The 13,585-nt window shown below is 33.9% G+C and carries 15 protein-coding genes; 12 read left to right on the top strand and 3 right to left on the bottom strand.

What is annotated here, in order from left to right:
• Together HOG88_RS09230 and HOG88_RS09225 are read left to right on the top strand one after the other, a co-directional pair.
• On the top strand, positions 1-466 hold a 466-nt coding region (locus tag HOG88_RS09230), incomplete at its 5' end, for a nitronate monooxygenase (protein ID WP_295005458.1).
• 7 nt (positions 467-473) lie between these two features.
• Positions 474-1,841, top strand: coding sequence for an N-acetylmuramoyl-L-alanine amidase (locus HOG88_RS09225; protein WP_295005456.1), 1,368 nt, complete (start codon positions 474-476; stop codon positions 1,839-1,841).
• 5 nt (positions 1,842-1,846) lie between these two features.
• On the opposite strand, the gene HOG88_RS09220 is transcribed toward HOG88_RS09225, so the two are convergent.
• From HOG88_RS09220 to HOG88_RS09210, 3 genes are read right to left on the bottom strand one after another with little or no spacing between them, the layout of a single operon-like run.
• Positions 1,847-2,926 (bottom strand): phosphoesterase, encoded by a 1,080-nt coding sequence (locus HOG88_RS09220; RefSeq protein ID WP_295005454.1) that lies wholly within the window; start codon positions 2,924-2,926, stop codon positions 1,847-1,849.
• Positions 2,927-2,943: 17 nt separating this feature from the next.
• Positions 2,944-5,121 carry a flagellar biosynthesis protein FlhA gene (gene flhA, locus HOG88_RS09215; protein ID WP_295005452.1) on the bottom strand — a complete coding sequence of 726 codons (2,178 nt, stop codon included), beginning with the start codon at positions 5,119-5,121 and terminating at the stop codon, positions 2,944-2,946.
• Positions 5,122-5,132: 11 nt separating this feature from the next.
• Positions 5,133-5,534 carry an Rrf2 family transcriptional regulator gene (locus tag HOG88_RS09210; protein ID WP_295005451.1) on the bottom strand — a complete coding sequence of 134 codons (402 nt, stop codon included), beginning with the start codon at positions 5,532-5,534 and terminating at the stop codon, positions 5,133-5,135.
• Positions 5,535-5,654: 120 nt separating this feature from the next.
• Between HOG88_RS09210 and rpsO the strand changes: the two genes are divergently transcribed.
• From rpsO to HOG88_RS09160, 10 genes are all read left to right on the top strand, one after another.
• Positions 5,655-5,930 carry a 30S ribosomal protein S15 gene (gene rpsO / locus HOG88_RS09205; RefSeq protein WP_295005449.1) on the top strand — a complete coding sequence of 92 codons (276 nt, stop codon included), beginning with the start codon at positions 5,655-5,657 and terminating at the stop codon, positions 5,928-5,930.
• A gap of 216 nt (positions 5,931-6,146) precedes the next feature.
• Complete coding sequence (locus tag HOG88_RS09200) at positions 6,147-6,575, top strand: PAS domain-containing protein (protein ID WP_295005447.1); 429 nt, start codon at positions 6,147-6,149, stop codon at positions 6,573-6,575.
• Positions 6,576-6,592: 17 nt separating this feature from the next.
• The gene (locus tag HOG88_RS09195) at positions 6,593-8,488 is read left to right on the top strand and encodes a methyl-accepting chemotaxis protein (protein ID WP_295005445.1); all 1,896 of its coding nucleotides are present in this window, start codon (positions 6,593-6,595) and stop codon (positions 8,486-8,488) included.
• Between the two features lie 17 nt (positions 8,489-8,505).
• Positions 8,506-9,891 (top strand): chemotaxis protein CheW, encoded by a 1,386-nt coding sequence (locus HOG88_RS09190; protein ID WP_295005443.1) that lies wholly within the window; start codon positions 8,506-8,508, stop codon positions 9,889-9,891.
• Positions 9,884-10,954 carry a chemotaxis-specific protein-glutamate methyltransferase CheB gene (gene cheB / locus HOG88_RS09185; RefSeq protein WP_295005441.1) on the top strand — a complete coding sequence of 357 codons (1,071 nt, stop codon included), beginning with the start codon at positions 9,884-9,886 and terminating at the stop codon, positions 10,952-10,954. The genes HOG88_RS09190 and cheB overlap by 8 nt, the downstream gene beginning before the upstream one ends.
• 13 nt (positions 10,955-10,967) lie before the next feature.
• Entirely contained in the window at positions 10,968-11,591 is a 624-nt protein-coding gene (locus HOG88_RS09180) for a HEAT repeat domain-containing protein (protein ID WP_295005439.1), read from the top strand.
• Between the two features lie 4 nt (positions 11,592-11,595).
• Positions 11,596-12,426: a protein-glutamate O-methyltransferase CheR gene (locus HOG88_RS09175; protein WP_295005437.1), complete on the top strand. Its 831-nt coding sequence runs from the start codon at positions 11,596-11,598 to the stop codon at positions 12,424-12,426.
• A gap of 10 nt (positions 12,427-12,436) precedes the next feature.
• Complete coding sequence (locus tag HOG88_RS09170; protein WP_295005435.1) at positions 12,437-12,811, top strand: response regulator; 375 nt, start codon at positions 12,437-12,439, stop codon at positions 12,809-12,811.
• A gap of 8 nt (positions 12,812-12,819) precedes the next feature.
• The gene (locus HOG88_RS09165; protein WP_295005433.1) at positions 12,820-13,209 is read left to right on the top strand and encodes a hypothetical protein; all 390 of its coding nucleotides are present in this window, start codon (positions 12,820-12,822) and stop codon (positions 13,207-13,209) included.
• A gap of 9 nt (positions 13,210-13,218) precedes the next feature.
• The gene (locus HOG88_RS09160) at positions 13,219-13,584 is read left to right on the top strand and encodes a response regulator (protein ID WP_295005431.1); all 366 of its coding nucleotides are present in this window, start codon (positions 13,219-13,221) and stop codon (positions 13,582-13,584) included.
• The last annotated feature ends 1 nt before the right edge of the window (position 13,585 follow it).

Below are 13,585 nucleotides of genomic sequence, written 5' to 3'. Positions count from 1 at the left end.
GGGTGATATTCCAGTTATCGCTGCCGGTGGTGTTTGGGATAAAAATGATATAGAAGAAATGATGGCTCTTGGTGCGCAAGGGGTTCAAATGGGAACTCGTTTTATTGGAACACATGAGTGTGATGCACATGACAATTTCAAACAAGTCATTTTAGATGCAGAGGAAGGTGATATTCAGTTAATGGGTTCACCTGTTGGATACCCAGCACAGGGTGTTGTTACTGCACTTACTCATTTAGTTGAGAAACGTGAAGGTCCAGATATTAAGTGTATTTCAAATTGTGTTGCACCTTGTAACCGTGGAGTTGAAGCTAAAGAAGTTGGTTTTTGTATAGCCGATAGACTTAGTGATGCTTATGAAGGAAACCTAGAAACAGGACTTTTCTTCTCAGGTACAAATGGTTATAGACTTAAAGAAGTTATCTCAGTTAAAGAACTTATGACAAAACTTATCGAAGGCGAATAGTAGATAAATGTTTCGTCTTTTTGTTACTTTATTAGTATTTACTCTCTCCCTTCATGCTATAGGTGACAAAGAACTTCTTTCTCGTGCACACAGTTTTTTAAAATCTAAAAGTAAAACGAATCAATTTCGTGCCTATAATGATTACAAGAACCTCTATTTAAGAGCATTGATGAGTGAAGATAAAACTCTTCGTGTCTCATCCTTAAAAGGTATAGTACGTAGTGGAGTAAAACTTCATATTGATGTTACTCAGTACTCTACCGAGCTAAATAAAATAGAGCCTACTCCTCCAAAAATCGTAAAAAAATCTAAAAATCTAAAAATAAAATCTACACACAAACTTAAGTCAGTAAGATGGAATGATGGTAAACTTGTTTTACTCTTTGATAAAAAACTAAGAAATAATCAACTTAACTACTTTACCAGCTATGATAAAAATACAAAGAAGAATAAATATATTTTTGACATTCATGCTTCTATGTTAACTCGTTCTCAAAATTTAAGAAAAGATGATGTAGAACGAATAAAACTAGCTCAATTTAATCCAAATACCCTGCGTTTAGTTATACAAGATAGTGCTAAACTTAAAATTTCATTTAAAAAAGATAATCTCTCTTTAATTGTGAAAATAACTGCTCCAAAATCTTCACTAAAAAGGAGTGTAGCTCCAGAAAATATACCTCCTCAAAGACTTGATAGAAATAAGGTCATAGTTATTGATGCAGGTCACGGTGGAAAAGATCCTGGTGCAGTAGGATATAAAAAATATAGAGAAAAAGTTATAGTACTGAGCATAGCCCAAAGGTTAAAAAAAGTTTTAGTGGCTCGAGGATTTAAAGTTTTTATGACAAGAGATAGTGACAAGTTTATAAAATTGAGTAACAGAACTAAATTTGCCAATAGAAAAAACGCAGACCTTTTTATCAGTATTCATGCAAATGCAGTAGGTAAAAAGATAGCAAAACAGGTCCACGGAATAGAGTGCTTTTTTCTTGCTAAGTCACGTTCTGCTAGAGCAAAAATAGTTGCGGCAAAAGAGAACTCTTCTGATTTAAGTGAAATGGATATTTATGGAAAACAAAGCTTTTTAAATACACTTAATTCACATAACATAGTAGCATCGAATAAACTTGCTATTGATCTACAACGTGGTGCATTGGCATCTCTTTGCAAGACCTATAGCAAAGTAAAAGATGCTGGAGTAAGAGAAGGACCCTTTTGGGTTTTAGTTGGAGCACAGATGCCAGCTGTTTTAGTAGAAGTTGGATTTATAACGCATCCAAGAGAGGCTACTAGACTTGTTTCTTTAAAGTATCAAAATAAAATGGCTCAAGGTCTTGCAAATGGAGTGGAGAGATACTTTTTAAATAACTAAAGCTTTTACGCTTCAGTCTTATAGTCCAAATCTCCTGCAACAGACTCTTTATCACTGATAAGAGCTTCTATTTGATTTTTCACTTTCACATAGTTATACTGTTCTTTAAATCCCATGATTCTTCCACCAGCAGCATTTGGGTGTCCACCACCATTTGCCCATTCTTTAGATATTTGAGCCACACTTACTTTATTATCAGCTCTTAGGCTCATCGCTCCCTTAAAACTAACATCTACTATAAAATCATACTCAGGAAATGCGACTAAGAAACCATTTCCTACGATAGAAGTATTTCCAACAGCATAAGATAAAAATCCTTTGTAGCCTTTGTAGTATATAGTATTGGTATTTCGTTTTGCACCAAGAAGTTTTACTATGTATGCAGTTGCAAGATTATCGAGTGTATTATTTTTTCCTTCTTGAAAAAAATCTTTTTTAATCGTATGAATTTTATCATCTAAAACTATAGGAGCATTTTCTTCATAGATATATTTTACAGCTTCTTGAAGGAGTGCAAGTTTGTACAATGAATCTTCATTTGCAAACATAACACGGTTAAGTTCTCGTGTTTCAGTGACAAGTCTCATACAAACTTTTCCATACTCAAAGTTATCATGCTCTTCTTTTTTCCATAAGTCCACCGCGTTTACAACATCTACATATTTATTCATCCACTCAGGTTCATCAAATTCAAAATGCTCTTTCATGTAGTCATATGTAATCTTTGTTGCACAACGTGACTCATCAAGATAGTACCAGTCATGTTTTTTCGCACTCTGTGCACCACTTCCATGATGGTCAAGTAGTGTGAGTCGTAAATCTATTTTATTCTTGTTTATCTTGTCAACCTCATGTGTTAACCATTTAGACTCATCTGCCGTAAGATTCAAGTCTGTAATAAGTATAAGTGAACTCTTTTTATCATTGATAATATTTTCTAAAATCATTTCTAGTTTTGATTTTACTTCCGGACCATAATTTGCATTATAGTTGTGTTTTTCATAAGGAGTTGACTTCATAACAAGTTGGCAACTGTAGCCATCTAAATCTATATGCGAGAGGTGGTGAATTGTTCTGTTTTTCATATTTTGCCTTTGTATTTTTATGATGTTTCTATTGTGATTGATCCGAGTACTTCAAATGTTGCACTTGAGTCTATCTCTGCATGAGATAGGGTTACCACATCAAGTGAGAACCTCTCAAATATTTCAGCAACGCCACGACGAAGTTGTGGGTCGACGATAACAACTACGGGAGAGACCCCTTTTTGAAGAAGTTCAGCAGCCTTAGTACTTGTTGCTTGTATAAGTGCATTTATCTCTCCCACATTTAAGAGCAAGTTTCTTGTTCCATCTTGCTCTTGTGACTTTTGGAGTAGTAACTGTTCTGTTTGCGTATCAAATGTTAAAAGACGGATAATGCCATCATCACTTGAATACATCTGCGTAATAATACGAGAGAGTTTCGCACGTACTTGTTCAGTTATAAGGTCTACATTTTTCGTATACTCAGCTATATCCGCAATGGTTTCTAGAATTGTAAGCATATCTTTAAGAGGAATCTTTTCATGTAAAAGAGCTCTAAGAACACGCTGAATAAGCCCGATGTTCGCAACATTAAGTACATCAGTAACTATAACAGGAAAAGACTCTTTAATTTTGTCAATAAGTGTTTGAACTTCTTGACGAGTAAGTAAATCTTCTGCATTTTGCTTAATAAGTTCACTCATATGTGTAGATATAACAGTAGAAGGGTCAACTACAGTATAGCCATTTATGATAGCATCTTCTTTATCCTGAGGATCTATCCAGAGAGCATCAAGACCAAATGCAGGTTCTTTGGTAGTTATACCATCTATCTCACCTGTTGCCATACCGCTATCCATAGCAAGAAATTTATCAGGCATAATCTCACCCTCACCAATACTAATTCCCTTAAGAAGTATTTGGTACTGACTAGGCTGAAGATGTAAATTATCACGGATACGAACCTGCGGCATTAAAAACCCATAATCACTAGCAATTTTACGTCTCATTGAACGAATACGCTCTAACAAGTCTCCACCTTGAGTACTATCAGCTAGTTTTATTAGCTGGTACCCAAGGGTGAGTTCTAGCATCTCCACCTTTAGTATATCTTCGAGTGCGGCTTCTTCTTCTTTTGCTATTTCTTCATTAGATTTTTTTGGTTTTATCTTTTGGCTTTCTTTTTCTGAAAGTTCTTTGGAAGATTGTGAACCAAGTATATTATCAACATCTAGAATACTTAGTTCACCTCTTTCATACTTATAAATGGCCCAACCTAGCCCTGCAAATATAATCCCTACGAGACCCATGGATGCAGTAGGAAGTCCAGGAACAAGTGCAAATAAAATCATGATAAATCCAACAATCATCATGATTTTTGCATTTCCCATCATCTGGTTTACGGTACCCTCTGCAAAATTGTCCCCATCACCTGAAGAACGGGTAATCATAATACCCGTTGCCGTAGAGATAATAAGAGCTGGAATTTGTCCGACAAGTCCATCACCAATTGTTAAAAGAGTAAAAGTAGATGCACTATCACCTACACTCATGTCATGTTGAAATATTCCTATAAGAAATCCACCAATTATATTAATAAGGGTAATAATAATTCCGGCAACAGCATCACCCTTTACAAACTTAGAAGAACCATCCATTGCTCCATAAAAGTTAGCATCCTGGAGTATCTCACCACGACGTTGTTTAGCCTGTGCATCATCTATTAGCCCCGCGTTTAAGTCGGCATCAACTGCCATCTGCTTTCCTGGCATACTGTCAAGTGTAAATCTAGCAGCAACCTCTGCAACTCTTGTCGAACCCTTGGTAATAACCATAAAGTTAATTAAAACTAGGATAGAAAAGACAATAATACCTATAACAAAGTTACCACCAACAACAAAGTCTCCAAAACTTGTAATGATACTACTAACATTATCTGTTCCTGTGTGTCCATGGCTTAAAATCATTCTTGTAGTTGCTACGTTTAATGAGAGTCTAAAAAGGGTAATAATAAGTATAAGTGTCGGGAAAGTTGTTAAGTCGGTTGGTTTAGGTACATAAAGAGATATAAGCAAAATTAAAATAGCTACCGACATAGATACCGTTAAGAGCACATCTAGCATAGCAGATGGTAAAGGTACTATAATAATTGCGAGTATTGCCATTACAAATATAACTACACTTAAGTCTTTTTGACCTAGTAAGAAGTTAAGAGATGTTCCGACTTGTTGCTTAACTGTGAGCTTTTTTGCCAAAGTAAAAAGTCTTAGTCTATGATGTCAGCAAGTGTGAGTTCTGCTAAAAAAGAGTCAATCTTACCTTGTAGTTTATTTAAAAAAGGCCAGATATTACAGATGTTTGCTTTTTCTGAAGGACATCTACTCTCAGCTGGAGCACATTCAAAAACAGCTGGAGTTTTTCCTTCAACGCATGTCATTACAGTTAGCATATCTATTTCGATAGGGGTTTTATTAAGAGCAAATCCACCCTTAACACCCTTATATGATCTGAGTATTTTTTCTTTCGCAAGTGCTTGCAGTATTTTTGCTAAAAAACTTTTAGAAATTGTGAGTTCCTTAGATAAAGTCTCACTATCCATAGGCTCTTTAGCAGATGAAAGGACTATTAAAGAGAGTATGGCATATTCGCTTGCTCGTGTTATTAACATATTTTATACTTTATGATTATTTAGAACTTTAATTATAGCTAAAATTTGGATACAATTCCAATTCAGCTTTATTTGCCTTGTGCATTTAAGTTAGATTATTATACCCATCAGGAGGCTATTATGGCTTTAGATTCGGCTAAAAAACAAGAAATCGTTGCAAAACACGGACGTAATGAGAATGACACTGGTTCAAGTGAAGTTCAAATTGCATTATTAACTACGAGAATTGCAGAGTTAACGGAGCGCTTAAAAGTATTTAAAAAAGATCATGCATCACGTTTAGGACTACTTAAGTTAGTTGGTAAACGTCGTCGTCTTATGAAGTACTTCAAACGTACTAATAAAGAAGCATATCTTACACTTGTAGAGACTCTACAAATTCGTGACAACATTTAGTTTCACACTTTTTCTACCTTGAGAGAGTTGCCTTTATAGGCATCTTTCTTCTTCCCTTCAATAATATTTCTTAACTAAATAATTTATATTCAATAAATACTGATGTTTTCAAAAAAACTATCTTATCTTATCTTATCTATAAACTCTACATTTTCAATGTAATTTTAGTCTTTAAAGAGTATTATTTGTAAAATTAGATTTTATTGGAGGTTTATTGTGTCAACAAATAATAATGAAATTAGCACAGACGGTTTAACTTTTCTTGATGATGGAGAAGTGTTATATAATGATTTATATCTTTTATCTGAAACAGATGAAAAAGGTATCGTTCAGTATGCGAGTGATTCATTCTTAAAATTAGCAAATATGCCTACAGAAGAGATTGTCGGAGAACCCCACAATATCGTAAGACATCCAGATATGCCAAGAGCTGCATTCAAGTCTCTTTGGGATGATGTTCAATCAAAAGGTTTTTGGACAGGTTATGTTAAGAACCAACGTAAGGGTGGAGGGTACTACTGGGTCTATGCAACAGTTCTTCGTTCAACTGATAAGTCTGGAATAACTAAATATATTTCTATTAGAGTAAAACCATCACGTGAAGATATTCAAAGAGCAATTGAACTTTACGCAACACTAGATTAAAATAAAAGGAATTTATAATGGCATTAATGAAAAAAAATAGTTCGAGCTCATCTGCTGCAGTAGTATCTTCTGCTAGTGGGGGAACAGACAAACGTAAACAAAGAACACTAGCAAAACAACAACAAATCAGTGAAAGCATCGCCGGTGTTTCTATGAGTATCTTAGAAAATGCTCAAGAAAGTGTAAGTGCAATTGAGCAACTAAAGTCATCAATGGAACAGATTGCTACAGCTGCTGAAGAAAATAGTGGAGCGAGTGAACAAGCACTTTCTAATGTAACAAATATAGGTAGTAACATAGTTGGTATGAAAAGTACAATTAGTGCATTAACGGTTTCAACTATTTCCACTGGCGATAATATTATGGCAGCGGTAACTAGAGTAAATGGTTCAGTTGAGCGAATGGAAAATGCAGTACTAGTTTCCAAAGAATCATCAAGAAAAAGTGAGGAACTCAAAGAATCTTCACAAAGTATTGGAAATGCAGTTGGTTTTATTGCTAAGATTGCTGATCAAACAAATTTACTTGCATTAAACGCAGCAATAGAAGCATCTCGTGCGAAAGAGCATGGTAAAGGCTTTGCTGTTGTAGCTGATGAAACACGTGCATTAGCTGGAGAGAGTGAGAAAAATGCCGAGTTTATCGCGGAACTTGTAAATAAAATTCAGACAAGTATAGACGGTATAATCAAAAGTATTGGTTCTACTACTAACATCATCTCCAAAAATGGAACAACAGGTTCTGTTCTTAGTTTTCAAATGGAAGAGCTTACAAAAATCGCTGTTTACTCTGTTGAAGCGGCAACAAGTATTGGTGAATATACAGGAGAACTTAGTAGTTTCATAGAAAGAATTAATGTAGGTTCAAAAGAGATAGCAAGTGCATCTTCAGAAATAGCTAAATCAGTTGAACTAACACTCAACTCTATAGAAGTTCAGTCATCGGCACTTTCTCAAACAGAAGATGACATTAAAGACCTTTCAGCTCTTTCTGAAGAGTTAAAGTATTCAACAGATACGATGAAATCTGCTGAAGATATCTCTTTAAGTGCTGATACAATTAGTGGTTCAATGGAAGAGATTCAAGAAGCACTTGGTGAAGTTACTGTTGCACTTAACCAAATGGAAAAAGCTTCTCAAGACACTAATCAAAGTGCATTAAACAATAAAGAACTTATTGAGGCTGGACTGTTAACTGGTAAAGATATTGATAAACTAATTGAAATTGCAAGACGAAACTTTGACCTTTTGAAAGTTTCTTTTAATGATGTTAAGTCATCTGTAATCGGAATTAAATCTGCATTTGGAGAGTCAATTACAGAAGGCGATACTGCTGCAACTGAGTTAAATGTAATTGTTAAAGAGACAAAAAGTGTTGATAAAACAGTAGGTAATATCTCAAACTCAATTGTACAGTTAAATATGCTTGCTATTAGTGGATCTATTGAAGCTGCTCGTGCAGGTGATTTTGGAAAAGGTTTTGCAGTTGTTAGTGCGGACATTAGAAATCTTGCAAAAGACTCAGAATCAAATACTGAAAAGATTAATGATATCGTTGAATCAATGAACTCAGAAATCGACACAGTGAGAACAGATTGGAATAATCTACTTCGTTCTCAAGGTGATGAAGAGAAAAGTATAGATACTCTAGTAAATGATATTGTTAGAATTATTGATATTCTAGTTGATCTACTGGATAAGTATACAGGTCTTAAAACTACTAATGATCAAAATATCGAAGGTATGAATCAAGTAATGATTGGTATTACTGAGATACAAAAAGCAGTGGAACTAAGTGCAAGAAATGCGAGTGAATCACGTAAGGCGAGTGAACTAATTATAGATACTGTATCTCATATTAGTGAAGGTGTAGAAGAGTTAGCTGTAATGGCAGATGAGCTTCAACAAGGCTAATTTAATAGGTGTAAATTATGGAAATCCAAGAGATTTTAATTATAAAAAATGCTCATGAGAGTTATGGAATATCAACAGATGATATAAACCAGATCTCAAGAGTTCCATCACTAATGCCTCTTCCTTTACGCCCATCTTCAGTGAGGGGTTTATGTTCAGTTGGCGGTAATGTTGTTTCAATGGTTGACTTGAACTTACTCTTAGGTGTAGGTGAAGTTGACCTCGAAGCTAGTGCTAGTAGGATCATAAGTTTAAATGGTAAAATGTCATCAAATACACTTCTAGTAAGTGATGTATACAATACTGTTGAAATAGACCAAAATAACATAGATTATATTGATGATGGTAATGATTCGGTTGTAGCTATCTATAAATATAATGATCTTTTAGTTCAAGTATGTTCATTAGATAAACTTTTTACTAAGATAAATAAAGTTCAGATTCAAGCAAAAGAAATTCATTCTGGAAAACAAAAAGAAGAAGTAGAAGCAGAAGAAGATAGTAGTAGGTTTTTAATATTTTCAATGTCTGAGGAAAAGTATGCTCTAGAAATTGACTATCTACAAGAGATAATCCTAGCGGAAGGCCCCTTTACGGAGATAGCAGGAAGTGATGAAACTGTTCTAGGTCTTATTACCTTAAGAGATGAACTTTTAATGGTTATTGATTTAAGAATTTATTATGGATTTAAACCTAAGAGTAGTGAGGCAAACAGAATACTTATAGTCTCTTATGAGGGCAAAAAAATAGGTCTATGTATAGATTCTATTATTGACATAAATAATTTTTATAAAAAAGATATAGAATATATGAGCGAAAACTTTGATAAATCAAAGGTTGCTGGTGTCATTCATGCTAAGGATTCGTTAATATCATTTTTTGACCACGATGTTATTCAAAATATTTTAAAAGAAAATGAATCTTTTATTGAAAATACAAATAATAATTCGGAAGATATTAAAGAAAATATAGAAGAGCTACAAAGTACTAAAGAAGTTATTATTTTTAAACTATCTTCTAAAGAGTATGCTTTTAATGTAGATATAGTTGATGAGATTATTGATATGGTCCCATCGACAAGTATTGCATTTACAGATGAATCGCTTGATGGTATTATTAATATTAGAGGTCAGATAGTGAGCATTGTTTCACTGTTTAAAAAACTTAAAGTCCAAACTACTATTAATGAAGATTCAAAGATTATTGTTTGCGATATAAATGAAAATAAAATAGGTTTTGTGGTTGATAGTGTTAGTGATATTTTGAGTATAAAAGAGGAAGATATAGTTGTAGATGAAGAAAACTATTTTGATAGTGTACTGCACCTAGATGATGGTAAGAGACTTGTTTTATCTTTAGATATGAAAAAAGTAATAGCCAAAAAGGTGATTGACCATGTCTAAAAGTGTACTCATTGTTGATGACTCAGCTTTAGTTAGAAAGCAGTTAAGCGAGATCATCGAGCCTTTAGGATTTGAAATAGAGTTTGCTAAAAATGGAAAAGTTGGAGTTGAAAAAGCACTTGAACATCAATATGACCTCATAACAATGGATATAAATATGCCTGTTATGGATGGAATAGAAGCAGTTAGACAAATAATGGCTCAAAAACCAACAGCAATTTTAATGGTAAGTTCACTCACTACAGAGAACGCATCAACAACAATGGATGCACTGGACGCTGGTGCTATTGATTATATAGCAAAACCAGGGACGATGAATGTTGGTAAAAAAGAAAATTATGATGAAATAGTTGAAAAAGTAACTGCCATTAGTAAAATTCCTTTAAGACGATTAAAAAGAAGATTAGCAAAACCAATTGTTAGAGAGCGCAGACGTGCACCAGTAACTAGTGAGAAAACTACTCCTAGTAAAGCATCAAGTTCAAAAGACTTAAAAAAGATTATTATTGTTGGTTCCTCTACTGGTGGACCAGGTCTGATTGAGCAAATTTGTGCCTCTTTACCAGTAGACTTTAAACACACTCTTTGTATTGTACAGCATATGCCAGCAAAGTTTACATCATCTTTCGCTGATCGTCTTAATAGGGCTAGTGTACTACCAGTACAAGAAACTAAAATGAATATGGAACTCCTCCCAGGAAATATTTATTTAGCTCGTGGTGGTGTACATATGAATGTTTCAAAAAAAGTTTCTGGAAAAATTGTTATACGAGATAATTTAGACAAAGGTGAAAACTTTTTTCAGCCTAGTGTTGGAGAAATGATGGAAAGTGCTTTAGAAGTCTTTCCTGCAAATGACATCATCTCAGTTATATTAACTGGAATAGGTGATGATGGTGCAGATGCTATGGTTAAACTTAGGAAAGCAGGTGCTTATACACTTGGCGAAAGTGAAGAAAGTGCAACAGTTTATGGTATGCCAAAAGCAGCATATGAAAGAGGTGGTGTTATGGAACAACTAGATTTTCCTGCATTACTAAAAATAATTGCAAGACTAAAGTAAAGGATTAGAATAGATGGCTTTAATTAAAAAACATGTTGCACAGAATGTTGCAGAATTACCAAAATTCTCAGAGCTACAAGAGGCTACAGAGCTATTTTCTTCAACTGATGATAAAGGCTTAAAAGATTATATTGTAGAGGAAATCTTAAAGTTTCATGGTGGAGGAGAATTCTTAATAGAGTGTCTTCATCAAAGAGAACTAGATAAAACAGTAGCCACAAAAATTGCATCTAGTATCTCTTCAATGAATGCAGATGAAGCTCCTATCGAGGATATTATGCAACTTTTAAAACTAAGTAATGCTTACACTCGTAATCTTGGTATCTCAATGTTAAGAGATTTTGGATCTTCAATTAAGTATTATATAGTGAAGTTCTTAATCGGTGAAGACCGTGATTTAAGAATATTTGCTATTAATGTTCTTGGGGATGTTGACTTTGCAGAATCACGTGATATGCTTGTTGAACTGCTTGAAACAGAAAAAGATATTAATGTTGCCATGACAGCTGTTGATTATATGGGTGAAATAGGTGAGCTTGAGGATATTCCTCTTTTAAAATCTTTAAAAGAACGATTTCATGGTGAGTTCTATGTTGAATTTGCCGTTGATGGTGCGATTAAATTGATTGAGGGGTAAGTAGATGGCAAATCTTCTCTCAAAAGAAAACTTTGCAAAAATTGGAGAGTTTATTTATAGAAAAAGTGGTATATACTTAGAGGTAGAGAAACACTATGCTAAACTTGCCAAATATATAGATAGTCGTGCATCTGAGTTGGAATTAGATAGTTTTAGAAAGTACTTTTATACTCTACGTTTTGATGATAGAGAAGGTGTGGAATTTCAAGAACTTATGAATGCTATTACAGTTAATGAAACATATTTTTTTAGAGAAAAAGATCAATTTGAAGTATTGGTAAATACTATATTACCAGAACTACATAAGAGAACGCCATCTTCAAAACCTATTAGAATTTTATCATCTCCTTGTTCGACAGGAGAGGAACCATATTCTATGATTTTACATATTGTTGAAGAAAACAATATTGTGAATGAAAGGGATATCGAAGTAGTTGGAATAGATATAGATTCAAAAGTAATTAATAAAGCACAGACAGGAAAGTATTCGGACCGTTCAATTCATGCTATTCCAAAAAATATCTTATCGAAGTGGTTTGATAAAGCACCTTTTGGATATCAATTGGGTGAAGATTTATTAGGTTCTGTTGATTTTCAAGTTGCAAATATATTTGACAAAGCAGAGATGAGAAAGTTAGGTAAGTTTGATGTGATATTTTCAAGAAATATGTTGATATATTTTGACGATGCATCTCGTAAAGAAGTTGCGATGACATTTTATGATATGTTAAATCCAGGTGGCTATGTTCTGTTAGGACATGCTGAGTACATGAGCCGAATAGTTTCGGTCTTTAATGCAAAAAAAGTAGATAAAACTTTAATTTATCAAAAATAGGAGAAATAATATGCCATTAGTAATATTTGTAGATGATAGTGAGACAGCTTTAGCTTCAACAAGAATGGTGACAAATAGTTTGCCAATAGAAGTGAAGCAATACACAGAAGCACAAGTTGCATTAGCAGAGATTCAAGCGGGTATGACACCTGATTTAATCATTACAGACCTTAATATGCCAGAAATGAATGGATTTGAATTTTTACAGGAGCTTCGGGCAGTTCCTGCAACAAAGAGAACCCCAACATTAATGCTAACTACTGAGAATAAACCTGAGCTCAAACAACAAGGTAAGGCACTCGGACTTACTGGTTGGATAGTGAAGCCTTTTAATCCGGCTCAGCTTAAACAAGCCATCACCAGAGTTTTACGCTTACCGGCTTAGCAAAGAAAATGATTGTATTAGATTCTATTGATGAACTTCTAACACATAACCAAGGAGTTCAAGCAGATGTTATAGAACTGTCGGCTGAATCTTTTATGAAAATGAGTTCTGTGATAGAAATAATGAGATTGAGATTGATGAAAACCTCGCAACAGCTGCAGTATCAAGATATAATATCGCAGCAGTTAAATGCGACAAGAGAAGCGATTGAGAGTATGAAAAATAGTATAGATATATTTTCTCATGCAAATAAAAATCAAGAAGGTTTAGCTGAGAATAGTTTACTAAAGTTGAGAGAAAAACTTAATGCAACTCTTGAAGATGCAAAAGACAAAAAGAGCAGATTCTTCGGTAAAATTGCCGAAGATTATGTAAATGACGAAATAGATTTTTTTTAGGAGAATATTATGCCGACAGTAATGGTTGTAGATGATTCAAAGACAGTAAGAAGTTACCATGGTTCTATACTTAAGTCAATGGGTATGGATTTAGTTGAAGCTGAAAATGGAATGGAAGCATTAGAAAAAAGTTTAGGTGCCCAAATAGATCTGTACTTAGTGGATGTAAATATGCCTATTATGGATGGATATTCTTTTATAAAAGATTTACGTAAACAAGATAACCACAAAATAGTACCAGTGATTATGGTGACAACACAAGAAAAAGAAGAAGATAAAATAAATGCTTATAAAGCTGGTGCAAATCTTTTTGAAACTAAGCCAATTAAACCTGATCAGATTCAGGCATATTTAGATATTTTTGTGAAAAATTAAG

Origin of the sequence: Sulfurimonas sp. (assembly GCF_018698455.1) — a bacterium.
Lineage (GTDB): Bacteria > Campylobacterota > Campylobacteria > Campylobacterales > Sulfurimonadaceae > Sulfurimonas.
Note: the sequence above shows the minus strand (reverse complement) of the source record. Positions and strands in the feature narration are given on the sequence as shown.

Bases quoted from the DNA above. Each gene is read 5' to 3' on its own strand.
- HOG88_RS09190 (WP_295005443.1), top strand. From the start codon at position 8,506: ATGGAAATCCAAGAGATTTTAATTATAAAAAATGCTCATGAGAGTTAT.
- HOG88_RS09210 (WP_295005451.1), bottom strand. From the start codon at position 5,534: ATGTTAATAACACGAGCAAGCGAATATGCCATACTCTCTTTAATAGTC.
- HOG88_RS09160 (WP_295005431.1), top strand. From the start codon at position 13,219: ATGCCGACAGTAATGGTTGTAGATGATTCAAAGACAGTAAGAAGTTAC.
- HOG88_RS09195 (WP_295005445.1), top strand. From the start codon at position 6,593: ATGGCATTAATGAAAAAAAATAGTTCGAGCTCATCTGCTGCAGTAGTA.
- HOG88_RS09220 (WP_295005454.1), bottom strand. From the start codon at position 2,926: ATGAAAAACAGAACAATTCACCACCTCTCGCATATAGATTTAGATGGC.
- HOG88_RS09165 (WP_295005433.1), top strand. From the start codon at position 12,820: ATGATTGTATTAGATTCTATTGATGAACTTCTAACACATAACCAAGGA.
- cheB (WP_295005441.1), top strand. From the start codon at position 9,884: ATGTCTAAAAGTGTACTCATTGTTGATGACTCAGCTTTAGTTAGAAAG.
- HOG88_RS09170 (WP_295005435.1), top strand. From the start codon at position 12,437: ATGCCATTAGTAATATTTGTAGATGATAGTGAGACAGCTTTAGCTTCA.
- rpsO (WP_295005449.1), top strand. From the start codon at position 5,655: ATGGCTTTAGATTCGGCTAAAAAACAAGAAATCGTTGCAAAACACGGA.
- HOG88_RS09175 (WP_295005437.1), top strand. From the start codon at position 11,596: ATGGCAAATCTTCTCTCAAAAGAAAACTTTGCAAAAATTGGAGAGTTT.
- HOG88_RS09225 (WP_295005456.1), top strand. From the start codon at position 474: ATGTTTCGTCTTTTTGTTACTTTATTAGTATTTACTCTCTCCCTTCAT.
- HOG88_RS09180 (WP_295005439.1), top strand. From the start codon at position 10,968: ATGGCTTTAATTAAAAAACATGTTGCACAGAATGTTGCAGAATTACCA.